This window comes from Paenibacillus sp. CMM36 (assembly GCF_053570945.1).
The window spans coordinates 470,917-494,866 of sequence record NZ_JBSEDY010000002.1; the positions used below are offsets into that span (position 1 = coordinate 470,917).

The 23,950-nt window shown below is 44.7% G+C and carries 21 protein-coding genes; 6 read left to right on the forward strand and 15 right to left on the reverse strand.

Annotated elements, in window-relative coordinates; translation table 11 throughout:
• Window positions 1–97: 97 nt before the first annotated feature.
• The 3 genes from ACWA2B_RS06205 to ACWA2B_RS06215 form a co-directional block, all read right to left on the reverse strand.
• Window positions 98–2,164 (reverse strand): acyltransferase family protein, encoded by a 2,067-nt coding sequence (locus tag ACWA2B_RS06205; RefSeq protein WP_318627737.1) that lies wholly within the window; start codon window positions 2,162–2,164, stop codon window positions 98–100.
• A gap of 168 nt (window positions 2,165–2,332) precedes the next feature.
• Window positions 2,333–3,682 carry a sodium-dependent transporter gene (locus tag ACWA2B_RS06210; RefSeq protein WP_013312591.1) on the reverse strand — a complete coding sequence of 450 codons (1,350 nt, stop codon included), beginning with the start codon at window positions 3,680–3,682 and terminating at the stop codon, window positions 2,333–2,335.
• Between the two features lie 162 nt (window positions 3,683–3,844).
• Window positions 3,845–6,397, reverse strand: a complete 2,553-nt coding sequence (locus ACWA2B_RS06215; protein WP_318627738.1) for a DUF2339 domain-containing protein — start codon at window positions 6,395–6,397, stop codon at window positions 3,845–3,847.
• A gap of 203 nt (window positions 6,398–6,600) precedes the next feature.
• On the opposite strand from ACWA2B_RS06215, the gene ACWA2B_RS06220 reads away from it, so the two are divergent.
• Both ACWA2B_RS06220 and serS read left to right on the forward strand, forming a co-directional pair.
• Entirely contained in the window at window positions 6,601–6,735 is a 135-nt protein-coding gene (locus tag ACWA2B_RS06220) for a hypothetical protein (RefSeq protein ID WP_275041151.1), read from the forward strand.
• A 185-nt stretch (window positions 6,736–6,920) separates the two neighbouring features.
• The gene (serS, locus tag ACWA2B_RS06225; protein ID WP_069012253.1) at window positions 6,921–8,210 is read left to right on the forward strand and encodes a serine--tRNA ligase; all 1,290 of its coding nucleotides are present in this window, start codon (window positions 6,921–6,923) and stop codon (window positions 8,208–8,210) included.
• Between the two features lie 110 nt (window positions 8,211–8,320).
• Here serS and hmpA read toward each other — a convergent pair whose 3' ends face one another.
• Window positions 8,321–9,550 carry an NO-inducible flavohemoprotein gene (hmpA, locus tag ACWA2B_RS06230; protein WP_069012254.1) on the reverse strand — a complete coding sequence of 410 codons (1,230 nt, stop codon included), beginning with the start codon at window positions 9,548–9,550 and terminating at the stop codon, window positions 8,321–8,323.
• 344 nt (window positions 9,551–9,894) lie between these two features.
• Between hmpA and ACWA2B_RS06235 the strand changes: the two genes are divergently transcribed.
• On the forward strand, window positions 9,895–11,436 hold the full coding sequence (locus ACWA2B_RS06235) for a family 43 glycosylhydrolase (RefSeq protein ID WP_449291807.1): 1,542 nt from the start codon (window positions 9,895–9,897) through the stop codon (window positions 11,434–11,436).
• A gap of 94 nt (window positions 11,437–11,530) precedes the next feature.
• On the opposite strand, the gene ACWA2B_RS06240 is transcribed toward ACWA2B_RS06235, so the two are convergent.
• From ACWA2B_RS06240 to ACWA2B_RS06260, 5 genes are all read right to left on the reverse strand, one after another.
• On the reverse strand, window positions 11,531–12,241 hold the full coding sequence (locus tag ACWA2B_RS06240; RefSeq protein WP_029518770.1) for a GntR family transcriptional regulator: 711 nt from the start codon (window positions 12,239–12,241) through the stop codon (window positions 11,531–11,533).
• Between the two features lie 208 nt (window positions 12,242–12,449).
• On the reverse strand, window positions 12,450–13,859 hold the full coding sequence (locus tag ACWA2B_RS06245) for a glycoside hydrolase family 1 protein (RefSeq protein WP_049817047.1): 1,410 nt from the start codon (window positions 13,857–13,859) through the stop codon (window positions 12,450–12,452).
• Between the two features lie 72 nt (window positions 13,860–13,931).
• The gene (celB, locus tag ACWA2B_RS06250) at window positions 13,932–15,260 is read right to left on the reverse strand and encodes a PTS cellobiose transporter subunit IIC (protein ID WP_029518772.1); all 1,329 of its coding nucleotides are present in this window, start codon (window positions 15,258–15,260) and stop codon (window positions 13,932–13,934) included.
• A gap of 84 nt (window positions 15,261–15,344) precedes the next feature.
• The gene (locus ACWA2B_RS06255) at window positions 15,345–15,677 is read right to left on the reverse strand and encodes a PTS lactose/cellobiose transporter subunit IIA (RefSeq protein ID WP_013312602.1); all 333 of its coding nucleotides are present in this window, start codon (window positions 15,675–15,677) and stop codon (window positions 15,345–15,347) included.
• Window positions 15,670–15,987: a PTS sugar transporter subunit IIB gene (locus ACWA2B_RS06260; RefSeq protein ID WP_029518773.1), complete on the reverse strand. Its 318-nt coding sequence runs from the start codon at window positions 15,985–15,987 to the stop codon at window positions 15,670–15,672. Before ACWA2B_RS06260 ends, ACWA2B_RS06255 begins: the two co-directional genes overlap by 8 nt.
• A gap of 330 nt (window positions 15,988–16,317) precedes the next feature.
• Between ACWA2B_RS06260 and ACWA2B_RS06265 the strand changes: the two genes are divergently transcribed.
• Window positions 16,318–17,433 (forward strand): WG repeat-containing protein, encoded by a 1,116-nt coding sequence (locus ACWA2B_RS06265; RefSeq protein ID WP_029518774.1) that lies wholly within the window; start codon window positions 16,318–16,320, stop codon window positions 17,431–17,433.
• A gap of 73 nt (window positions 17,434–17,506) precedes the next feature.
• Here ACWA2B_RS06265 and ACWA2B_RS06270 read toward each other — a convergent pair whose 3' ends face one another.
• A complete protein-coding gene (locus tag ACWA2B_RS06270) occupies window positions 17,507–17,944 on the reverse strand; it encodes a hypothetical protein (protein ID WP_165145680.1) in 438 nt (145 codons plus the stop codon).
• A gap of 327 nt (window positions 17,945–18,271) precedes the next feature.
• On the opposite strand from ACWA2B_RS06270, the gene ACWA2B_RS06275 reads away from it, so the two are divergent.
• Window positions 18,272–19,657, forward strand: coding sequence for a transcriptional regulator (locus tag ACWA2B_RS06275; RefSeq protein ID WP_209947599.1), 1,386 nt, complete (start codon window positions 18,272–18,274; stop codon window positions 19,655–19,657).
• A 732-nt stretch (window positions 19,658–20,389) separates the two neighbouring features.
• On the opposite strand, the gene ACWA2B_RS06280 is transcribed toward ACWA2B_RS06275, so the two are convergent.
• A complete protein-coding gene (locus ACWA2B_RS06280) occupies window positions 20,390–21,067 on the reverse strand; it encodes a cell surface protein (protein ID WP_209947597.1) in 678 nt (225 codons plus the stop codon).
• 17 nt (window positions 21,068–21,084) lie between these two features.
• Entirely contained in the window at window positions 21,085–21,615 is a 531-nt protein-coding gene (locus ACWA2B_RS06285; RefSeq protein ID WP_209947595.1) for a matrixin family metalloprotease, read from the reverse strand.
• Window positions 21,616–22,425: 810 nt separating this feature from the next.
• Here ACWA2B_RS06285 and ACWA2B_RS06290 point away from each other — a divergent pair.
• A complete protein-coding gene (locus ACWA2B_RS06290) occupies window positions 22,426–22,605 on the forward strand; it encodes an aspartyl-phosphate phosphatase Spo0E family protein (protein ID WP_209947593.1) in 180 nt (59 codons plus the stop codon).
• An 84-nt stretch (window positions 22,606–22,689) separates the two neighbouring features.
• Here the strand turns inward: ACWA2B_RS06290 and ACWA2B_RS06295 are convergent, their stop codons facing one another.
• The 3 genes from ACWA2B_RS06295 to ACWA2B_RS06305 all read right to left on the reverse strand — a co-directional run bounded on the left by ACWA2B_RS06295 (window position 22,690) and on the right by ACWA2B_RS06305 (window position 23,941).
• Window positions 22,690–22,938, reverse strand: coding sequence for an AbrB/MazE/SpoVT family DNA-binding domain-containing protein (locus tag ACWA2B_RS06295; RefSeq protein ID WP_209947591.1), 249 nt, complete (start codon window positions 22,936–22,938; stop codon window positions 22,690–22,692).
• A 268-nt stretch (window positions 22,939–23,206) separates the two neighbouring features.
• A complete protein-coding gene (locus ACWA2B_RS06300) occupies window positions 23,207–23,365 on the reverse strand; it encodes a hypothetical protein (protein WP_176715748.1) in 159 nt (52 codons plus the stop codon).
• Window positions 23,366–23,374: 9 nt separating this feature from the next.
• Window positions 23,375–23,941, reverse strand: coding sequence for a hypothetical protein (locus tag ACWA2B_RS06305; RefSeq protein ID WP_029518788.1), 567 nt, complete (start codon window positions 23,939–23,941; stop codon window positions 23,375–23,377).
• Between the last annotated feature and the right edge of the window lie 9 nt (window positions 23,942–23,950).

The following is a 23,950-nucleotide window of genomic DNA, read 5'->3' on the forward strand; positions in this document are numbered from 1 at the left end:
GGTGAAAATTTAGGGATGCACTTCAACCAGAGGACAACCTACTCCCGGTGGCTTTCTTGTCTTGCATTTGCATAATTACGAGTATCATTGCAGTTTATTACGATTGTTTCGTTAGGACCTGAGCTAACAAGGACGCATAAGCTTTAGCACCTTTAGGTTTTAAATGTACTCCGTCATGCTCGAAATATGAATTTTTACCAGAGCTTGCTGCATACCAGTCAATCATTGTAATTCGTGGGTCTTGGGATGCAGCTTCGGCAAGATGCTTGTTCACAATACTCTCCCATGGCCGAGGCACACGGGTATTCACGAGTATAATACGCTTCGTATCCTTCAGACTGGCGAGCAAATTCGCCAACTGATCCTTGGTGAAAGCGCCGTTCGTGCCCAGCTCAATGATAACTGTCTTACCTAGCTGTCCGTTCTGTCTTAGCTGCTCCAGTACGGCAGGCGCTTCGGCCATCTGACGACCGATCCGCCCATCTACAACAGCTCCCGGGAAGGATTCCTGAAGGTACGACTGTACATCTAACATGACAGAGTCTCCAATGGCGGTCACACTCGACCCATCACCTGTCATAGGCGTATCTTCTTTGGGTTTGTCCGAAGGTTCCGATGGTTTCGTAACATCATCCGTAGTACCCACCTGGACCGCCGTGTTTTTAGGCGTCTGGGCTTGAGACAGGGCTGGGGTCTGCGCCTTGCTGCCCTCGGATCCTTGCAGCTTGGTGGCTTGGGGCTCCTTGGAAGCCACGGATACCGTTCCGTGAAGTGGCGGCATCGCCTTTGCCTTTGCGACTGGCTTCTCATCACTTGATGCCGCCTGAATCGTTGCATCAGGAGAAGCCACGTACAGGTGGACGGTACCCATGAGAATACCCGCAAAAAGCACAGCCGCTGTAGTTGTAGGCATCCATCTCCACCGCGCCTGTCTACGAACCGCTGAACGGATTTCTGTAATCCAGTGGCGGAATCCTCCATGGCGAATCGGCTCCTCGATATATTTAAACGAGAGAGACGCCAGCAATACGGTAGCTAGCAATTGTAAAATGATACGCGTCACATGTACGCCATCGGTATCTACTTGAGGCGTCGTTAGCGTAATAACCGGAAAATGCCACAGATACAGACCGTAGGAACGGGCTCCAATCCAGCGTAGCGGCTTGATTCCAAGGAGACGACCAAGGTGGCTTACCGGATGAGCCAACGCTGCGACCACAATAGCAGTGACCAAGGCTATGCCCAGCAGGCCGCCCCGGTACAGAGATGGGTCGTATTCATTCGAGGCCCACGCCCAGTGACAAAGCAGTAGCAAGCTTATCGCACCGATGCTGTCCAGAAGCATACGCGCCTTAGCAGAAGCTTGCTCTTTCAGCTTGCCGCTTGGCCACACCAAGGCCAGCGCTGCACCAATTAGTAAAGCAAATCCACGCGTATCCGTGCCGTAATACACCCGGCTCGGGTCGCTTCCCGGTACGTAAATCACGGCCATCAGGAGCGCAGATATTAACGCCAGACAAGTCACCCAGCCTGCAAGCACAATACGCTTGGGCATGAATTTTAGCCCGAGCGCCAGCAGTAAAGGCCACAGGATATAAAACTGCTCCTCCACCGCCAGTGACCACAGATGCCCAAGCGGAGAAGGGGGGCCGAAACTTTCAAAATACGAAACCTGATGGAAAATAAACCACCAATTACTCATATACACCAATGCGGCAGGAACATCTCCGCGCAAGGCCGTTAGCCGTGACGGATCGAAGAGCAACGAGCACAGGACGATGACAGCCACAACCGTCAACATGGCAGGCAGCAACCTTCTGGCACGACGCAGCCAGAAATCTTTCATTTTAAAACTATGATATGTATCCCACTGACTAACCAAAATATCTGTAATCAGATACCCCGACAACGTAAAAAACACGCCTACACCCAACAAACCACCCGGCAACCAATCCGGATTCAGATGATACACAATGACTGCGATGACCGCCAGCGCTCTTAAACCATCCAAACCTGGCATATAACGACGTTGTGACGACAACCGATTAGACTTCATTTCAGCCGCCGTCCTTCTTGCAAATTCAAGCTCCCTGTCTGTTTCAATGCTCTTCTGCCCTTTCCCTCTCCTGCACATCGTCTGTGCGATGCCTTGTAGCCTTTTCATTCATTATATAAAACTTCATAATCGTAATGATTTCATTGAAGTTAAAATTAATGACAATGTTTTTATTATATCATTCCTTTCCACAGTTAGGTAACCACTGATAGATATACAAAAAAAGGCATCTCTTCCCTTAGGAAGAAAATGCCTCTTTATTCGGATTCTATTCTCTTAAAATTTGATGATACCTGAGGTATGAAGGAAGACCAACAACATCAGGATCGGTGCAACATACCGAAGACCGAATAACCAAACATTGAACCAGAAGGGTTTGATGTTCGCATGCTCAGCCGCAGTCTTCCAGTAGTAACCTGTGAATATAACAATCAACAAACCGCCTAACGGTAAGAAGATGTTGGACGCAGTGAAATCTACGAAATCAAAGAATGATTTATCCCCCACTTTTAACTCTGGCACCAGCCCCATGGACAATGCAGAAGGGACGCCCAGCATCAAGCACAGGACCGATACGACGATAACGGAGCGAACCCGGCTCCAACGCATACGCTCCATGACATAGGCTACTGGAACTTCCAGCAAGGATACCATAGAACCTAACGCAGCAACCGCCAGCAGTACGAAGAACAAACCGCCGAAGAATGCACCAAAAGGCATTGCCGAGAATGCAGCCGGTAAAGCAATGAAAACCAGCGATGGTCCTTGAGCTGGATTAATTCCGAAGGAGAAGGTTGTAGGGAAAATAATCATACCTGCGATAAACGCATAGATTAAATCTCCACCACCAACGGCCAGCATGGCTCCCCCCAGGGATTGACGGCGATCCACATATGCACCGTACGTGATCATAATCCCCATCCCCAGTGAGAGTGAGAAGAAGGCATGTCCCAAAGCAACCAATGCAGACTCTATACTTAGCTTAGAGAAGTCAGGATTCAGAAAGAAGGATACGCCCGCACCAGAACCTGGCAGCATAAGAGCGTTAATCATCAACACGAGCAGCAGGATGACCTTGGCAGGAATCAAAATTTTATTAAACTTTTCAATCCCGTTCGATACCCCAAGCGTAACCACGACTGCTGTAAATGCAAAAACAACTAACAGCCAAACCAACGGCGCATAGCCGGAGGAAAAAGAAGCGAATTGTCCAGCAAAATCATTATTTGAAAACAGATTTCCGCTAAATGCCTCTACGGCATAATGCAGTGTCCAGCCTCCTACAATGGCATAGAACGACAAGATAACAAACGGCACGATAACAAACATGATGCTCATCTTGCCCCAAATCGGATGACCGCCTACTTTTACCATTGCAGAAGCAGCACTTCCTCGACCTGCACGACCAAGCGCAAGCTCTGCTAAAAGTACAGGCAAACCAACAAGCAACAGGCAGACAATAAACAATAAGAAAAATGCAGCTCCGCCATATTGTCCTGTAATATACGGAAATTTCCAAATATTACCTAGTCCTGCCGCACTTCCGATCGCCGCCAATATAAATCCAGCTGACGAGAAGCGTTCATTTTTATCAGACAGGCTATTCTGCCCCTTGCTCAAATTCATTATATCCCCCTCATTCTCTCTACTTACGCATAAACATGAGCATGCGTACATAAATAATTTTTACTCATTATAGCGTAAGTAGGATGTAAGGTCATGCATAATTTTTCACTATTACCGGATTTATTTTCATAATGTTCGGTATCTACAAAATACAACAGAAAACTACATATTTTCTTCAACATCCTTCTTTATTATGGTCTCTCCCATGCGATTAGATACTTTTTGATAAATATACGAAATCGCCAACAGTACAACACCAAAAGAGAAGTAGGCTACAATCGTACTTCCTGTCGTTAATAGATGCAGATCATACAACAGCAGCTTACCTGTCGACAGCAAGGTCAAGCCCAATCCAAATCTGCGAATGTAGACCACTCGCTTGAGGAAGCCGTATACAATATACAAAATGGCCAGCAGTAAATACACCAGACTGAACACAAGACCAGCATCCCCCAGGCGGAACTGAACTCCGAGGAAGGCGGTTATGATGCCCAGCAAATATACACCCATAATGACCGGATACAGCTCATTACTTCTATAATGTCGGGTCATCAGTGCGTTCAGGAAATCCCTACTGCTGAAGAATACCAGCACATTAAAGGCTGCAAGTACCACCAACGCCACATAATCAGCAGCCGTATTTTGCGCATAATTTTCATGCAAAGTTGGAATCGCTATGGTGGCCACCAGTGCCAGCGCATAGCCTATGACGTACAACGCCAAGCTGTAGTATTTAATCACCCGATCGTACAGCAGCTTCACTTTAGGCAGGAAATAAGCCAACACCAGCGATACGCAGGTGTACAACAATACTTTGTACAAGGTGTAATGGGCAAACTCGTCGGATACAACGATGTTATACCAATGCCCGGCTTCATACAAAAGGTAGAAATACACGTTCACCAAAGCTACATATTTAAATCCTTGCATGATATGCATTTCGTACAACCGATTGTTTTTGAAAGCATTCGGACGGCTGAATTCAATCGCATAGAAGACGGTAACGACCAACATTCCCAGTGTAATGAGCGTATATTTGAGTCCAAAATAATCCGTCTCAAATCCTGACAACAGATATATAGGGAAATCGACGAAAAAGAATGCGCCCAGACACAGTAATAAAATGCCCCAGCCAGCTCGTTCCAATTCCTTCAACCGGTAACGGTGGCCATATAATGTAAGAAGAACCGCTTCAATCAACCACCCCATGGATAACCATCTAACTCCAAACTGGAACGGAATCATAAGGATGGCAAAGGTCAACGAAGTCGCATAAAATAATATTTTGGTTTGTTTCTCCTCTGGAATATATCGACGGACCCATTGTCCCAGACCCCCGTACACCAAGCAAAAGACGAGAGCCAACAAGCCTTTATAATCATCCAGGCCTGCATCACCGAACAGAGAATACAGAACGGAACAGCTCACGACTGTATTCAGAGCCAATAGGGAGAAATCCAGCCATGACAGTTTTGTTTTTAAACGGAACGGCACCCACAGTGTCATCCCGAGGTACATCGCAAATGTAATGACTGCATACAGCATGCTCGCTACGGCGCTTTCCGATAACCACGCCAGCACAATCATCAAGGGCGTATTAAGCAAAAAGCTGATATATTGCACGACGACCCACCGTTTGCGGAAGGATACAAGCAGAATCAGCAAGTTTAACAGGAACAAATAGCCCATGGCGATATACACGGCGTTCCCTTCCAGCCCGTTCGCTGCCATATAGGAAAAGAGCGGAAGATATCCCCCTACTAAACCAAAAGAGCATATCGTTCGGGATTCATACCTTAATGACAGTAGCACAGCGGTCACTGTAACGAGTACGGACAAGCCTATGCCTGTATACATTCCTATGATTTCTAACAAAAAGTAGCTGTAAAAAATCGATCCGTACAGTACAGAAATACCGCCGCCCAAAATACCGAGCGCAAAGGTCTGCTTCTGCTTGCGGTACAGCCATTCGCCGCCGCCCAGCATCAGCGCTCCTAGCAGAAAGAAGGCAACGCCCTTCATATTTCCTGTAAACCAGTTCGAGTATGAGTATTTAAATGCGGCTCCTACACCCAATATAATGAGCAAAATCCCCAGCTTGTTGATCCAGTTCAAGCCTAACTTCATTTCAAACTGATTTTGCTTCATGCGCTTCTGCATCGTTTCTTCGCTGATCTCTTCTTCTCCGAACTGCTGGAACTCGCTTGCCGTCTGATGAAGCAATTTGCGCTCGGCCTCCTGAAACCGCCTGCGTTGCTCCATGATTCGGTCTCGTATCTCCTCTGAGAACAGTCGTAATCGGGCGACGATCTCGTCCTGATCTTCTTTAAGCTCATGCGTAGTTTGCTGAATAAGCTGGTCCACTCGGTTTTTAGCCCCATATTCAAAGGATGTCAGCCGATTTTCCCCTTCTGTGGTTCTGGAAGCAAAATAGGTCTCCAGCTTTTCACGCGAAATGCGAATCATATTCGCCTTTTCGCTCAGCATTTGCTCCGTCAGCGCAGTGCGCAATTTTCCATTTTCCTGCTCAATATGTCGTACTCGCTCTTCCAAGTGAATGCAGCGAGCCTGATAATCCTCGAACTTTTTTCGCAGAACCTCATTCTCCAAAATGATATCTGAGGCTTCATAGTCTGCGATTAATGTTTGATACTCCTTGAGCAGCTTGTTCTGTTCTTGGCGGATCGTATGTAAACGATCTTTAAAATCCTCCATGTTCTCCTCCATCGCTGTCCATTTTGGTAATCATTACATTTTACATGAAATTAAAAAGGCATTATAGAGACTATAGCCTATTTTGAGCGTTAAATTGGTGCTTTTACTTAAATTTTCTTCCAGTTTCATCATCACAAAAAAAGCAGGACGAATATACATAAGAAATAAAGCCTACCTTTTCCCTTCGCAAACATGAAACCCGCATGGATGTGTTGCAGAGTCATGCCCTTGATTACCCTGCCGAAAATCAGTATACTAACAAAAAAGCAAACGATATTATGCCTGTGAAGAGCATCCAACTCGGAGGCGTTTACGCCAAGGACCATACGTTAGCGTAGGATATGGCGATATGTACCTAAGTAAACCGGACCCGCCCGTTACAGCGGAGCAAAGTGGATTGGAGAGTCATGACATCTGTCATGCTGTCCGGTCAATTTGGGTGGCACCGCGAGATCAAAGCGCTCCTCGTCCCTTATGGATGAGGGCGCTTTTTGTATTTTTATCCGAAAAGGAGTGCGGTGTCATGTTGGATATCAAATGGATCAGAGAGCATCAAGAACAGGTTCAGACGGCAGCAGACGGCAAAGGAATACAAGTATCGGTCGCAGAGCTGTTGACTCTGGATGAGCGGAGAAAACAGCTGCTTCAGGAAGTGGAACAGCTTCGGCAGAAGCGAAATCAGTGTAGTCAGGATATTGGTGCGCTAATCCATGCTGGTAAGAGTGAGCAGGCCGAAGGAGCAAAGCATCAGGTCAAAGAAATTAACGGACAGCTAGATCTTCTGGAGGCCCCGCAACAGGAAGTAGAAGAACAGTTTCAACAGCTTTTGCTTCTGATGCCTAATATCGTATCGCCAGATACACCACGGGGGAGATCAGATGAGGATAATGTAGAGCTGGAGAGGGTTGGAACGGTTCCGAACTTCGGATTTGAGCCAAAGGATCATATGGCGCTTGGTGAGCTTCACAAGCTTATCGATGTCCCTCGGGGTGTCAAAACAGCCGGTACCCGTAACTACTATCTGACGGGAGCAGGGGTTGCATTGCATCGGGCTGTGCAGCAGCTTGCGGTGGATCTGCTGACTGAACGCGGATTTCAGTTGCTGGATGTTCCGCTGATGGTACGTGCAGAGGCGATGCGCAGCACTGGTTTCTTCCCGCTCGGACTGGATCAGACGTATCGCATCACAGGAGAGGATCAGTGGCTTGTAGGCACTTCGGAAGTGCCGCTGGTCTCGTATTACAGCGGTGAGATCGTGGATGTTACGGACCCGATTCGGCTGGCAGCCGTGTCCGTATGCTTCCGCAATGAGGTCGGCTCGGCCGGAAGAGATGTGCACGGACTGTATCGTGTGCACCAGTTTGCCAAGGTCGAGCAGGTCATCATCTGTGAAGCCAGCCTGGACGCTTCAGAGCAGATGTTTCAGGAGATTACGCGCAATGCGGAGGACCTGCTTCAACTGCTGGAACTGCCCTACCGTAAGATGGCTGTCTGTACAGGCGACATGGCGCAAAAAACCTACAAGCAGGTGGACATTGAGACATGGATGCCTAGCCGTCAAGCTTACGGCGAGACACATTCGTCGTCGCAACTGCTTGATTTTCAGGCGCGTCGTTCCAACATCCGCTACCGTAATGCGGACGGCAAGCTGCGATATTGTTACACGCTCAACAACACAGCGGTTGCTTCGCCCCGGATTTTGATTCCGTTGCTGGAGCATCACCAGCAAGAGGACGGTTCGATCCGTATTCCGGAGGCTTTACGTCCATATATGCCGCGAGGTATGGAATTTTTGCGTACTCCCTTGTTATGAAAACAGGAGTGCACTTTGAAAAGTAGTACCCCATGAGCAGGATTTCCCATTGTATCATCGCAAAAAAGACGAAGGACAAATATCCTTCGTCTTTTTGATGTTTCATTGTGTCATTGTGCTTCTGCTTCCCAAGCGCTGGCAGGGCCAAAGAATTCATAGTGGATATCCGAAGCAGGGATATTCCACTCCTTCAACAGGCCGTATACCGATTGCATGAATCCCTCAGGGCCGCAAAAGTAATATTGTGCGTTACGTTCCGGTATCACGGATTGCAACCAGGCCAGATCCAAACGACCTTCCTTGTGAAAAGCCTGTGCCAGCCGATCTTGCTCCGTTGGTCTGCTGTAACACCAACGAACTGCAGCCTGTGCATGTGTGGCGACCAGCTTTTCCACCTCATTGCGCAGAGCATGGTTATCTCCGTTGACTGCTGCGTGGACAAAGGTGACAGGCCGATGCGGAGCAGATTTCACCAAGGAAGCCAGCATACTGACCATTGGGGTTAGCCCGACCCCGCCGCTGATCAGCACGACAGGTCTGCGATCTGCCCGATCCAGCGTAAAATCACCCGCCGGTGCAGATACCTGAAGCACATCGCCCTCTTGTACCTGCTCATGCAGATATACGGATACTTTACCTGCCGGACGTGACTCTACGGCATCCTCGCGCTTTACAGATATCCGGTAGTGGGATTGGCCCGGTGCATCCGAAAGGCTGTATTGACGAATATGGGTATTATGTTCGCCCGGAATTTCCATTTTTAAGCTGATATATTGCCCAGGCTCGAATTCAGGCAGCACCTGTCCATCCTGCGGCACCAAATAAAAGGACGTAATTTGGTCGCTTTCCTTAACCTTTTTCTGCACAACAAAGCTCTTAAAGTCTGACCAGCCTCCCTGCTGCTGTCCAGCCTCCTTGTACATTTCAGCTTCCATGTCTATAAATACATTAGCGATCACACCATAGGCCTCAGCCCATGCGGCAATGATCTCGTCTGTAGCCGCATCTCCCAGTACGTCTTTGATCGCAGCGAGCAGATATTTTCCGACAATTGGATAATGCTCGGGCTTAATTCCCAAACTGCGATGCTTATGTGCAATCTGACGTACCACCGGAATAATTTCCTCCAGACGGTCAATGTGCTGTGCAGCTGCGTATACAGCATTGGCCAGCGCCCCTTGTTGACGTCCTTGCTTCTGATTCGCGTGATTGAATATATTGAGAAGCTCGGGATGGGCCTCAAACATCATCTGGTAAAAACGCTTGGTGATTGTAGTTCCATGTACCTCCAAAACAGGTACAGTCGATTTGATCGTTGCAATGGTTTGCTCACTTAGCATCTTTGTATCCCTCTTCTCTCCAAAATAAGATCAACAAAGGGTGTATCAACATATGCCCCATTTGTTAATCCTCAATTTAAAGCAAGTATACCCAACTAAAGTAACCGTTTATGTGATTCTAGTCACTTTAAATTTGAATTATTCGAACATGTCAATGACAAAACGCACATTTAAAAACAATTCCGATATAACGAACGCACTTTCCCCTAACAACAGTTTCACCATTCTAAAGACTTCAATTTATTCCACTTGTAAACGCTTCCAATTGGGATAAAATCGAAGATGAGGTGCCGGACAAGCCGTTACGGCCCATCCTATTCGTGTTAAAGGAGGCAGATGATATCGTGAAGTGGATCCACAGCAGCAAATGGTTAGCCGCATGGATTTGTATCCTGTTCGCAGTGTCCAGTGCGGGTCTTCAACCCGACGTAGCCCATGCCCATACAACAGGAGTTACGCAAGCAACCTACGGGACCGAAGTGAACCAGGCGCTGAATGGTTTGGACGTCGCCAATGCCGAACTATCCCTGAGCGCAACAGCAAGCACGGCCATTACGAACGGAACGGATTGGAAAGACACCGCAGGTAACCCCATTCAGGCGAACAGCGGTAATATCCTAAAAGTAGGTTCCACTTATTATTGGTACGGCGAGCACGCCGAAAACTGGAAATTTGAAAAAGTGAACGTGTATACCTCAACCGATCTGAAAAATTGGTCCTTCCGCAGCACTATTCTCACCAAAGGTTCCGCCCCTGAGCTAAATTCGAGCAAAATCGAACGTCCCAAAGTCATCTACAACAAAACCACCGGAAAATATGTATTATGGGCGCACTATGAAAATGGCACGGACTACTCCCTAGGTCGTGTAGCCGTCGCTACCAGCGATACACCCGACGGAAATTTTGCCTACCAAGGCAGCTTTCGCCCGCTGAATTACGAATCTCGTGATATGACGGTGTTCACGGATACTGACGGTAGCGGCTACCTTATTACAGCTTCCCGTAAAAATGGCGGCGCCAACGATACGATGGCGATCTTCAAGCTGACAGCTGATTATACGGGCGTGCAGTCGTTTGTTGGCTGGATTTTTGAAAATGGCTATCGCGAAGCTCCTGCTGTTGTGAAAAAGAACAACACCTACTACCTGTTCACCTCGCAGGCATCCGGCTGGTATCCGAATCAGGGCGCTTACGCAACCGCCAGTTCCATGACGGGAAGCTGGTCTGCTCTATCGCCCTTCGGTGATCCGGCGGCTTATGGATCGCAAATCCACTCCATCGCCACGATTACGGGTAGCGTGGGAACCAGCTACATCTATATGGGCGACCGCTGGAACCCGCTCAATCTGAGCGACCACAAATTCATCTGGTTGCCACTAACTCTGAATGACGCCAACAAAACAGCAACCCTGAACTGGTACAGTAGCTGGGATCTGGATGCTGCGACAGGCGCAGTAATTCTACCGTCCCTTGTGAATCATGCACAGGGCAAAACAGCGACTGCTAGCTCAGCCGCATCCGGTTCTCCAGCTTCACTGGCGAACGATGGCAACGCCCAAACCTCGTGGAAGGCTACTTCCGCATCCTGGCCTGCATGGTGGCAGGTCGATTTGGGCAGTTCCAAGACCATCCGCGAAGTGGGTATTTCATGGTTTATGTACAAAGGATCTGAAGCGTATTACAAATACAAAATTGAATACAGCATGGATGGAGTCAACTACTCCACGATTGATCGCACAGGTAATACCACATATGGTTTTACCAGTGACAAAGTCAATTTTCAAGCTCGCTACGTGCGAATCAACCTTGTAAATGCAGTGCTATTCAATAATCCGAACAACTGGTATACCCCGACAGTGCATGAAGTCAGATTGCTTGGCCATTAACTTGCTTCATTAAAAAGAACATGACAGGAGAATCCCATATCAAATAGGCTTCTTCTGCCATGCTTGCTTTACCACCTGTTTCGTACTCATTCGCTCAACGTATCCGATTTACTGTGGTAAACACAAATTTATCATACCGATGCCGTGAGAATGAGTATTCAAACGGTATACCCGTATCCAGATAACCTACCTGCTCAATTTCTAAAACCGGATCATCCACACCACAGTCCAAATACTCCCAATCTAGCTCAGTCGACTTGGACGCGCGGATGGTACGATGTGAACTGACAATATTAAGGCCCAGCTCCTCCTTAATATGTTTGTACACTGAGCCGTGCAACACCTGCTCGGTAATACCGCTGATCAGCTTGGTAGGCATGTATGTGCGCTCTATCACATAGGGCTCGCCCTCTACAATACGCAGACGGACGACATGATACACAGGAGAATTGGCATCAATAAATAGATGCGCCGCTACCTCTTCAGATGGAAATTGAACGTCAAACGCTATGATTTTACTTTTGATTTCTTTCCCGCGCAGTACGTTTGTCAGCCCCAGCATTTCATTCACAACGACATTAACCGGGACATTGTAGACCGATTTGACGATAAAGGTTCCGTGTCCTCTTTTACGATTCAACAGCCCTTCCGACACCAACGTATCCAATGCCCGCTTAATCGTCATCCGACTTACCCGGAACTCACTGGCCAGTGAAATTTCATCGGGAATCGGATCATCACTGCTATAGGTCTTATCTATAATACGCTTCTTGACCTCTTGTGCAATCCGTTCGTATTTATTCATCTGTCTACCACCTGTACTAAAATTTGTTTTATGTCAGCATTTTACCAAAAAAATCGGTAGCGCTGGTTCTTTTGGTTCTGCAGGCGGGGACATCGAGGTATTACGGTATAAGTAAGTATACCGAACAATATACTTTCTCACCAGCAGTATACAGAGTAACTTGGCACGGTGATAAAAAAAAAGGCGGTCCAGAGGACCACCCACCACCTTAGAATCCGTTATTTTCGATCACTTGTTTGAACCAGTGCCCACTCTGTTTAACGGATCTTTTGCCGCCGTCCTGAAGATCGACAGACACAAAACCATAGCGATTCTTATAAGCATTCGTCCAGGACCAGTTGTCCATAAACGTCCATAAGTGATAGCCTTTCACATTGGAGCCCTCCAAGATGGCCCGTTGAACCCATTTGAGATGCTCACGGATAAAATCAATGCGATAGTCATCATGGATCATGCCGTGCTCATCCCTGAATTTTTCCTCGCCTTGAACACCCATCCCATTTTCTGAAATGAAGCATTCAATGTTGCCGTAATTCAGTCTGACATTGGTCAGAATGTCGTAAATGCCCTTCTCATAAATCTCCCAGCCCCGCATCTCATTCATCTTACGGCCAGGCATAGCGTAATAATCGAAGAATCGTTCCGGCACAAAAGGCGCGTCCGGATTCGGCAGACTTTCGCGGGCCTTGACTCTGCGAGGCTGATAATAGTTAATCCCCAGCAGGCCCACCGTGCCTTGACGTATAATCTCCCGGTCCCCGTCTTCCATCAGCGGTACAAAGCCCTCTTGGCGCAACAGTTCCACGAGCAAAGGGTTAAATTCTCCCGTCACAGATGGGTCTAAAAAGGAACGGTTAAAGAACGCATCGCATATTTCAGCAGCCTGCACGTCTGCCGGGTGCTGACTACGCGGATAGGTCGGCGTCAGGTTCAAAATAATTCCGATTTTGCCCTTGTAGCCTCCCTCTTTGTATGCCTTAATGGCACTCGCGCTCGATAACAGGGTATGGTATCCCACCTGTACAGCTTTACCGAAATCCACTTCATTCGGATAATGGAAATCGTACAGATAGCCGCCTTCCACTGGGACAATCGGCTCATTATGCGTAAACCATTTGGCCACACGATCTCCGAATAGCCCAAAGCAAGTGTTAGCGTAATCTACGTAAGCTTCGACCGTCTCCCGGTTCACCCATCCTCCTTTTTCCTGTAAAGCCATCGGCAAATCAAAATGATACAAACTCACAAATGGCTCAATCCCCGCCTGATGCAACTCTGCAATGACGGCATTATAGAAATCAACCGCCTTCTGGTTCATCGCACCCCTTCCCGCTGGAAACAGACGCGACCAGGAAATAGAGAACCGGAAGGAGTTGTGACCAAGCTCTTTCATGAGTGCAATATCTTCTTTGTAACGGGTATAGAAACGGGACGTTTCGCCAGGTCCAACCCCGTCATAAAAACGGTTCGGCTCCTGCTCAAACCAATAATCCCAAATGTTCGGTCCTTTGCCGTCTCCCTCCATGGTTCCTTCTGTCTGGGTAGCCGAGGCCGATGAGCCCCACCAGAAGTCGGATGGAAAACGGTATTGAATGGTTTGCTGCTCGATATCTTTCATTTCGGTATGATTCACAGCTCTACTCCTCTCTCTTTTGCATGAATAAGCTGCTAATCCAGCAGCTTATTCACATTACATTCCAACAGTTTGATCCTTACCTGCAATGGCTGCTTGGTTAAGCTCCTCTTCCTGCTCTTTACGAACGTTCATCCGATCAATAAATTTCAGGAATGGGAACCAAATGACAAAAACGACAGCCATATTAAACAACTGCAGTACGCCTCCCATTAGAGATCCCGTAGCCATCATTCCACTAAAGAACAACGGCATCGTCCAAGGGACCTGTATTCCGTTAGGCGGTGGTACAAGCCCGGTGGACATCGCGAAGTAAGTAATCAGCGTAACGATCATTGGAGCAATGACCCATGGGACAAAAATAAGCGGATTCATCACAATCGGCAAACCGAAAATGACGGGTTCATTGACATTGAACAGACCTGGTCCAATGGCCAACTTACTGACCTGCTTCAATTGCTTGCTCTTCAGGAAGATCAGAATCGTGAGCACGACTGCCAGTGTCATACCTGTACCACCGATACCTACGGTATAAATATCCACAAACTGCTTGGTGATAATATGCGGCAGTTCCGCTCCTTTGGAGTATGCTTCATAGTTTTCAAGTGCCAGCGTATTCCAGATCGGCTCCATAACCGAGTTGATAATGATTTGACCATGAAGACCAAAGAACCATAAAAGCTGAACAAAGAAAATAGCAATCAATGTAGGGATAATGCCACTGCCCAAATGTACCAGCGGTGCCTGTACGGCATGATAAATCAGATCATGCAGGTTATTATGAAGGGTCAGTGTAACTACAACATTAATGATCAAAAATATGCCCAATGTAATACATGCCGGAAGCAAAGCGGCAAATGACTTGGCAACTGCCGGCGGAACGCCTGGAGGCATTTTGATAATAATGTTCCGCTGTGTCACTCTTCGGTAAATTTCACCAGCTATAAAAGCAACGATCATGCCAAGGAACATGCCTTTGGCCCCAATCCGATCCAACGGAATGACACCAGCAATCGTGGCACCGCTTTCTTGTGTCAGCACAAACGGGGTGAGCATCAAGAAGCTGACCAACGCGATCATGCCGCCGAATATGGGCTCGACCTTATAACTTCGGGATAAATAATAGCCGATCCCGACAACCACGAATAAGGTCATGATGTTCAGGGTCGCACTCGGCGCAATGTTCAGCAGACTGTTAAAAGTCGCATAATTACCGTCGCCCATCCAACCTTTTAGAAACGGCAGATTGATAATAACGACAATGATGGAGCCAAAAACTGTTAATGGAAATGACAGCATAAATGCATCACGCAGTACAGTAAGATAGCGGTTGTTGTTCAGTTTACCGGCAATAGGTATCAGTATCCGGCTTAATTTCTCAAACAAAGCCTATTCCTCCCCGCGAAGTGACTTGCATCAATAGGGTTGCAAGCTTTTCATGTCCTCAATTTCACATACTTATATGTTTCGTTATAAATTTCTGGATTTGAACAGCTCCAGCAATTCTAGAACCAGGTCTTTCATGGTAACCGTGGACATCAGATGATCCTCGGCATGCATCAGAAGGAGCGAGAAGGGAGTTTGGGTACCTCCCGCTTCCTTCTTAACCATTTGAAAATGGATATCATGTGCAGCACGTAAATCCTGCTTGGCTTGTTTGAGCAGTTCGTCCGCACCTTCTACATTCTCATTTCGGTATTCGGTCAGCGCCTGAATTACTTTACTGCGAGCGCTTCCACTATGAAGAATAAGTTGGAAACTAATCTGTTCTTCCGTCAGTTCAGCTATATTGACTTTATCCATTTTTGCGTTCCACCAGCTTCACGGCCTGTTCATAGGCTTTCTTACCGTCAACCATTCCGTAGGCCATCATGTCGATCACTTCTACGTGAATACCATATGGAGCTGCTTCCTTTTCCAGTTGTCCTTTCAGAAAACTCATTTGTGGTCCAATCAATACCGCGTCAGCCTTAGCCATGTCTTCTGCCGCCTGATCTTGACCTACTGCCCAAATTTCAGCCTCGTCCCCAATGGACTTAGCATATTCCTGCATCTTAGTAACCAGCAAACTTGTAGACATACCTGAGCTGCACGCCAGTAAAATTTTTTTCATGATTATTCCTTCCCTTCAAGGTATTATTGGATGTTAAGTACTAGAAAACGTTTACAGCGTAATTATAAATCCAGTCTTTTGATTTGTCTATACATTTAGGTTATATGTATAGACTTTTTTTAAAATGACACGACTTCTCCACTTTTTTTCTTAAAAATGAACGTGATCTCTTATCTTTAATCTCTCAGTAATAGCTGAAAATTAGAAAAATTTAGAATATCAAGAAACATTCCTACATTTTTATCGTCTATATTATGGAAGACCTTACGTATGAGGGTAAGATTTTCCGAAGCCCAAAGTTAAAAAATCAACTCATAAAGGAGCTTATGCATGTTAAAAAAGTTAGGATTAGCTGCATTGATTCTGGTTACTAGCCTCTCCGTTATTGGAACAGGCTGGGCCGCATCCAGCACAACAACCATTGAAGTTTCTAAAACTGCTCTGGATTACAACATTGCTCGCCCGCTGAGCGATGGTGCTTTTCATGATGGCTTATTGGCCGCTGAAACATCCGCTGGAAACCTTGTGTATTACAATACCAAAGGAGCAAAAGCTTTCTCACTTCCCGCCGAGCTTAAACCCGTTGGCGATTTTCATGAGCAGCGAGCCGTCGTCAAAAATACAAAAACCAATCTCTATGGGTACATGAACACCAAAGGAACACTAGTCATCCCTTGCCAATATACCGAAGCCAATTTCTTTTCAGAAGGAAAAGCCAAGGTCACCATAGCAGACACCAAAGAAAATGCAATTATAGATCGAACGGGAAAAATCCTTTCTCATTTTAAAGAAAATGTGGATTCAGAATATATATTTACGGACGGTCTGGCTCTTGCCTACGCCCCCAACACTGGCAAGATCGGTTTTGTGAATGCCTCTGGTCAACTAGCGATTCCTTATAAATACAAATACAGTCGTGGTTTCTCGGATGGCTTGGCTATTGTTCAAAATAGCAAAGAGCTCTACGGGTATATCAATACAGCAGGGAAAGAAGTCATTCCTCTTCAATATAAATCTGGCGGAGACTTCTCGGAGGGATTGGCCCCGGTGCAAAATACCAAGGGGAAATGGGGATTCATCAATAAACAGGGGAAAGTCGTGATTCCCTTTAAATTTACGGATGCTCAGAATTTTAGTGAAGGCCTGGCGAGTGTGAAAAATGCAAAAAACGAAATCGGATTTATTGATAAAAACGGAACGCTGGTCATTAAATATCAACTTAAATATGATGTTACCTCTCCGTTCAAAGAAGGCTTTGCTTTAGTCGGTAAACAAACACAATCATCCGTCTCAGACGGCAAATTTGGCTACATCAATCGTCAAGGGCAACTGCTGACTAAACTTGAGTACAGAGCGGAATCCTCCTCCTTCTCCAATGGCTATGCTGTTGCTTTTATCAAGCCAGGCAAAGCTTTCATTGTATCTAAACATTCCGTTTCAAAATAAAAAAGACGACCCCGGAAACAGATCGAGTGGATCTGCTTCCGGGGTCATTAAATTTCCAATATATCGAATATAATTAGTCGTGTGTGTAGAATTTCACTCCAGGCAGATCTGCTGCCACCCACGAATAGTTAATGGTGTTACTGTTATAATTCTTGGTCCCCGCCTGAGCAACCTGTACTTCTTTCAAAATCGTAATCGATGAACCCTTCGGTCTGACAACGACTACATGACCATGTCCATCCTCTTTTTTGATCCCGATCGTAGGATACCCGAGATTAGCTCTTTTTTGAGCATCCTGAAAGGTTACAGAGTACCAGCCCGGCGCTTTTTTATTCAGTAAAGCATCAGCCATTTGATTGGCTAAGCCGCTTGGCAAGGGTGCTGACATCGCAGACATCACGTCTTGAGCGAAAATATTACATTTCGTTCCACCTACTGGCGAATACTTCTTGTTCGTTTCTACCTTAAAACCGTCAATTACAGATGCGTAAGTACTTGCACTTCTAGCCATTGAAATTCCCCCTGAATATAAGTTGTAGAGGAAATGAACGGAGTCGCTTGAACATCTGAATGGCTCCACATTCAATTGATGTTGGCCTCCATTCCCTCTCAACTATTAGGGTGATTTCCGCCTTACTTTAACAACGCAATACGCAAGGAAATAATCCTAATTCACAAAAAAGTAATTAGTAGAAAAGTATATATAATACATCCATAAGATGGTATAATATCTCCCAGAATGGATTTATATTTTAGCATCGGATTGTCCCAATAAATATCCTTATAGATCGCTATCTAACGGAATACATAAAATGTTACGTTAAAGGGGTTGTTACACTTGGAACCTACAACCACGATACGCGCAGAATTGGAAAACTTCATGAAACAGAACGAGTTAAACATTACTCAATTCGGTCTGGTGGCAGGTATAAACCCGGGTACAGTAAGCGGGATCGTCACAGGCAACCGTACACTTTCCGTTCAACAATTAGATCGTATTACAGCCACGTTGGGTCACCCCAAAGGACATTTTTACAAGAATTATATTGAGGAATTTTTGAGTGCAACAACCCCTAACATACGTAGAGTCAGGCCCCTTTTCTATCATTGTGCAGAATTGAACATGTTGGACTGCATTGAGCAGGTCGTTAACCTGCTCATGGAAAAGCTGGCATACGGCGATGCCCTGTTTACCATAGCTGAGGACTTTTTCCAACAAGGAAAGTTTGCAGCGTCCATCAGTCTTTATGAGAGCGTAGCCGTTGGTGAGAAAAAGCAGCACTCCGAGCGACTAGCCCTTTGTCAGTACCGCATTTTTATGGCAAAGCAAGGAGACGATCAACAGAAAAACCATCAGGCTGCTACTCAGTTTGAACCTTTCATCGAACGTCTGGATGACATAGATCAATTGGATGCCTTAAGAGATTTAGCCAACACATACCGTTCATTGCGATTATTTAACAAACTAGAGGAACTGATACCTGTATTGGAGAGTAAGGCCGAAATTCAATATTCATTGAATGAGAAACGCGAAACAAGAAAAAAATCCAAAATGCCGTTATTCTTCTATCGCGCCCTTCCGCATTTACTACGTGCTTGTGTTAGTGAAGCGACTGGGGATTATAAGCAGGCATTACAACATACTTACGCTTATAGCGATTTAAGTTGGGTGAGGGAGAAGGATAAGGAAACTCAATATTGGATAAACCGATTTAAAGAATGGGCACAAGCTAATACTTATGTAAATAAGCTGTTATCTGGAGATATAAGTATACTTCCTGAATATGTAGCGTATATTGAATCTAAAAAAGATGAATTGCTTCCTGCTTTATTAAATATAATAGAAGCAGCCAATCGATTTGATATTAATGTGGATCATATATTACAGAAATTCAAAATTGAGATCAAAACATTAGCTGAACAGCATAAAGATGAACGTGTGTATACTAAACAATTTATTTCAGAACGTTTTGCTCGTTATCTAAATGAATTAGCTGATTACTATTTACGTAAAGGTATGTATAGCGTGGGTTTAGACTTTGTTTTAAGTAGTCTAGAAAAATCTTCTAAGCTGAAAAGTAAAGAATGTATAATTAGGTGCGTAGGAGTATTTGAACGTTTTAGAAAGCATGCATCTTCTGAAACTATAGCAACCTACCAAAATCTGATTGATGAGGTGTATAAAGATGAAAAAAAAACTAGGAATAATTCTTCTAGCAACTAGCTTTGTGTGGGGATTGTTCATCCCAATACATCCCCAAGAAAAATTACCTACCCAACAGCTTATGGAACAACATGGTGGCTAATTAATTTTAAGACCATTCTTGTAAGTAGATCTATTTTATTGCGGATGGATTTATATAAGCATACAAAAATCCTTTATAATGTAAGCCCGGCTTTTTGAGCTGGGTTTTTTATATAGGATTTATAACCTACTCTTTTTAGAAAAATAATGGTGAATAGTAATGCTAGTAAGCGGGCCATAATTGAGAACTACACGCCAATTTTATATTGCATCTTCAAAGAATAACATAAAGCGTCTTAACTAAGAGATTGGATTTCCAATGAAGGCGTCCTAAATGATTCATTTTAGCTTTTTCATTTGAGCTAATCTTTTGTTTTTATTGAAGAGGATCTTTTATGGTAACAAATGAACTGCTTCGAGAAACGGGGCTTCCCTCTTCAATCCTTGGGCGCTTTCTATCGAGAATATCTATATAAGCCTGATCGACTTACAGTTAAATTGCCCTCTAGTTCTCCTGTAGAATTGTTGCCTTCGTTACTTTTGAAGGTGGTTCAAGGCGGGTAGCTGAATTAGGTTTTTAGATTAAAGCAGTCTAAATCCCCTATATTTGAGGTTTAGACTGCTTTACAAAAATCTATATCACAAATTGGTATTCAGAGTTTCGCATCATCCGATTGAAGTCCCTCCGGAAATTTATGCAGAATGCTCATATTAAGAAGCTTCATACTTGGAAGTAAATCTTTTTCGATCTTTATCAATTTCGTTTTTATACGCATCCTGATACTTTTTATACTCATCTGTTTTGGTTAGTTCATTAGCAATGCTCTCTTCACTAAGTTTCTGGATACTGTTTTTCGAAAAGAAATCTGTTTTTACTTCTATATTAGAATTTGGCCCTGATACTAACAACGAACCATCGGGCTGAGTTGCAGCAGTAAATACGTATGCCTTCCCTTTTTGTGGGAGAAAGTCATCTTCATATAAAAGATATGTGCTCTTATCTTCACTCAATCCCCCGGACTTTTGAAGAGGAATGGAAACATCTTTCTTTAGATTACCCTTTATATTATCAAGCACTTTAATGGAATAATTCGTATAGGGACTTTTCAATTCTTTTGGCCCATCTTCCGTTTCTTTCGTTACAGGAAATTTATAATCAGTTCCAGTCATTTCTTCTACAAATCCTACAAATACATAATCTGCAAAACCTACAACCTCTTTAGGGTTATCTACATTTATATCAAATGAAGCATGTAAATAACTGGTTGGAACCTCGCCAGCCTTCGTTATATTCTTGTCTACATTACTATTGGAGCAACCGGAAGCCAGCATGGAAATCATTGCGAAAAGAGACAAGAAAATAAAACTTTTCTTCATGTTAATTATCATTGATTGTACCTCCTTAATTAGTATTTTTTATAAGCGAGATCGTATGAAGCTTTATCATTAGCGCTGAGCGTTGTTATAGACGTAACATACATATACATTACATCACTACTTGTATTATGACCCAATCCAAGAGCATGACCAAGCTCATGAGTAGCAACATTTTGCTTTTGATTAGAGCTATAGGTATTCATTCGATATTCATTGAATTTCAATGTACCCGCTGAAGAAGTTACACCGGCAGTTGTACTGACTTCGTAATAATCGGATAATGTAACATCTTCAATAGTTGATACATAGTCTGGCCTAATAATACCAAACTTATAATTTTCCCAAGAATTTACTCCTGCATTAAATGAATTTTGATAAGCTGTACTTCCTCCCCATTCTAGGTGCTTAGTAGAATCAACTAAATCCCACGACAATAAGGATGTGGTAGCAGCAGATGCTTGCAAAGAAAAAAACAATGAACTGTGTAATGATAAAATAGTAAGTGCAGCAATTGTAACAATTTTTTTAGTCGTAACTTTGCGAATATTCCCCTTCTTCATTCTATATCCTCCCTAAATTTTAATATAATCTACTTTTTTCACAAAATGATTTTATAGATTAAATTTGAACTATATATTTCTTAAAACGTTGAGGTTTATAGTTAGCCCCATACCTCTAATTTTCCATACATGAACACCTCCTTTTATGGTGTGCTCCCATTAAGATGCATGAGGTTTGCACACAGCCCTTTGAGTCCCTCTATTCATTAGACACTCATTGTTGTAGTTCTAAGGTGAGCGGAGAGGATTAAATCGCCCCTTATCCCAAACTATAGCAGTAACACCTCTTTATGTCATTGACTATAAAACTATGAAAATACCAAAATATATGACATGTTTATGTACCTTGTTTTATGCTCTATTATCCGTCTGAACGTATGCAGGTAATTCCATCCAAGCTTGATGCAACAAGCCTTTTATAATAATTTGAGTTTAAAAGAGTAGTCGTACTTTGGGTTATATTCAGTAATCTTTAAAAATATTAATTCAAAAAAATCTGAATGTTCCTTTAGTGATTGATGGGATTGGTAGCCCAAATCATCGGTTCCAACTAGGTATTTCCATGATCAAATAGGATAAAACCTCCCGTATATTCAACTCTTGGGTTAAACATTACCCATTCGGTCTGGTAGCAGACATAAATCCAGGCACGGTAAGCGGGATCGTCACGGGCAACCGTACAATTAGATCGTCTTACAGCTCCTAAAGCTGGTTTTTAATTTTTAGAAAAGATATTCCTCATGTACTTTCACTTTTCCCATAAATACACATGGCATCCTAAAATAAGTATCACCTAAGGAGGGGTGTATGATGGGAAGTGAAGAAACTTTGCAACAACGATTGGAGAAAAATCGACAGCGGCTCTATGATTTGCAAGCGAAATATGGACTAGAGCATATCTATGTACTCCGTCAATCTATGGTCTTGGACGAACTGATTAATCAATACAATCGGATATACTATGCAAAATTAAAAAAGCCGATTGCTTGAAGGCAATCGACCGGGCGAGAAACTTGTGGTGGGTCACTCGCCCTTTTATTGTAACATACATGCCAAATAATCCGATTGCCAGCTTTATCGTTTATTTTTCAATTCATTCATACAAGAGATACAGATCCAAGCATTTTTAAAATATGTAAGATGTTGAGGTTCGCCACATAAGGTACAAACTTTCCCCGTGCATTGTCGCATGATCAAACCACTCTCCGTCATCCAAAACTCCATCGCTGTATGCTTGCCAATCCCCAGACGCTTTCTTATATCCACGGGGATGACAATCCGACCTAAGCTATCCAAGTCCCTGACCATTCCTACGCGATCCAAAAAACAACCTCCTTATTTCAAAAATATCAGTAGCTCAAAAATAGGCATAAATGCTTGAAATAAGGAAATATTTATCATCACATGGAAAGAACCGGAAAAAACCGTGTTCAACATGGAGAAAATATACAGCGCCTTGCCGGGGGAAACTTCCCAGCAAAGCGCACAGTTACGCGCTAAAGGAGAATCATAGGTACGTTCATGCTTTTTGCCTTAATAAGCGAGACTCCCTCCCGAATATCCAACGATACGAGCGGGCAGAAGAAAAAGCCTAATCATCACTTAACTGAAGGCTTTCTTCACTGATTACGGTTGGAACGATAAGCTCAGGAGTAGTCGTAGGCTTAGCTTGTGTTAAATAGTCTGCTGCCCCCACCATCAGAGCGATGCCGATAAATAGCACGATCCAATTACGATTCTTTTTTATCATCTGTACCTCTCATTCTTCACTTCGCCCGTTCAGCCACTTGAACCAATGGAGCAGATGACTGAATCGGTATTCATGCTGCAAAGCATACGTCCATACTTCAGGCTCTTCACCGGGTTCCTTCCAGACGAGCATGGAAAAGTGACCCTCTTCCTCGCTTGCAACCGACAGCAGCGAAAGACGATCATCCCCGAATCGGTATGGAGCCGATTCCACCCAGTAATTCCGCATATCGCTGATCCAGCTGCGAAACTGCTCTGTACCTGCGATCCGCAGCACCTCATCCGGCAGGAGCAGGTGCTCGTCGATGTCCTTCCAATCCCCCGCATATCGGTACCGCGCTGCCAGCATCGGACTGAGCGGTCGGGTTTTACCCGGGGCCAACGTAGGCATATAGGCGACGGGAACGACCGGACCGATACTCTGGATAGCATAAGACCGAGCTTCCTCCTCACTCATTCCGTAGGACATCGCCTCCGCAAGAAAATGGTTTCGTCTTACACCAAATTGATGCTGATACTGTGACATCTCATCCTGTAGCTCCAATACCATACCCTCCACTGTATCTGTTCCGATCATTCCCAAACA

Excerpts from the sequence above, each read along its gene's own strand:
- ACWA2B_RS06205 (WP_318627737.1), bottom strand. The coding sequence starts at position 2,164 with ATGAAAAGGCTACAAGGCATCGCACAGACGATGTGCAGGAGAGGGAAA.
- ACWA2B_RS06210 (WP_013312591.1), bottom strand. The coding sequence starts at position 3,682 with ATGAATTTGAGCAAGGGGCAGAATAGCCTGTCTGATAAAAATGAACGC.
- ACWA2B_RS06215 (WP_318627738.1), bottom strand. The coding sequence starts at position 6,397 with ATGGAGGATTTTAAAGATCGTTTACATACGATCCGCCAAGAACAGAAC.
- ACWA2B_RS06220 (WP_275041151.1), top strand. The coding sequence starts at position 6,601 with ATGGATGTGTTGCAGAGTCATGCCCTTGATTACCCTGCCGAAAATCAG.
- serS (WP_069012253.1), top strand. The coding sequence starts at position 6,921 with ATGTTGGATATCAAATGGATCAGAGAGCATCAAGAACAGGTTCAGACG.
- hmpA (WP_069012254.1), bottom strand. The coding sequence starts at position 9,550 with ATGCTAAGTGAGCAAACCATTGCAACGATCAAATCGACTGTACCTGTT.
- ACWA2B_RS06240 (WP_029518770.1), bottom strand. The coding sequence starts at position 12,241 with ATGAATAAATACGAACGGATTGCACAAGAGGTCAAGAAGCGTATTATA.
- ACWA2B_RS06245 (WP_049817047.1), bottom strand. The coding sequence starts at position 13,859 with ATGAAAGATATCGAGCAGCAAACCATTCAATACCGTTTTCCATCCGAC.
- ACWA2B_RS06255 (WP_013312602.1), bottom strand. The coding sequence starts at position 15,677 with ATGGATAAAGTCAATATAGCTGAACTGACGGAAGAACAGATTAGTTTC.
- ACWA2B_RS06260 (WP_029518773.1), bottom strand. The coding sequence starts at position 15,987 with ATGAAAAAAATTTTACTGGCGTGCAGCTCAGGTATGTCTACAAGTTTG.
- ACWA2B_RS06265 (WP_029518774.1), top strand. The coding sequence starts at position 16,318 with ATGTTAAAAAAGTTAGGATTAGCTGCATTGATTCTGGTTACTAGCCTC.
- ACWA2B_RS06270 (WP_165145680.1), bottom strand. The coding sequence starts at position 17,944 with ATGGCTAGAAGTGCAAGTACTTACGCATCTGTAATTGACGGTTTTAAG.
- ACWA2B_RS06280 (WP_209947597.1), bottom strand. The coding sequence starts at position 21,067 with ATGATAATTAACATGAAGAAAAGTTTTATTTTCTTGTCTCTTTTCGCA.
- ACWA2B_RS06285 (WP_209947595.1), bottom strand. The coding sequence starts at position 21,615 with ATGAAGAAGGGGAATATTCGCAAAGTTACGACTAAAAAAATTGTTACA.
- ACWA2B_RS06290 (WP_209947593.1), top strand. The coding sequence starts at position 22,426 with ATGGGAAGTGAAGAAACTTTGCAACAACGATTGGAGAAAAATCGACAG.
- ACWA2B_RS06300 (WP_176715748.1), bottom strand. The coding sequence starts at position 23,365 with ATGATAAAAAAGAATCGTAATTGGATCGTGCTATTTATCGGCATCGCT.
- ACWA2B_RS06305 (WP_029518788.1), bottom strand. The coding sequence starts at position 23,941 with ATGATCGGAACAGATACAGTGGAGGGTATGGTATTGGAGCTACAGGAT.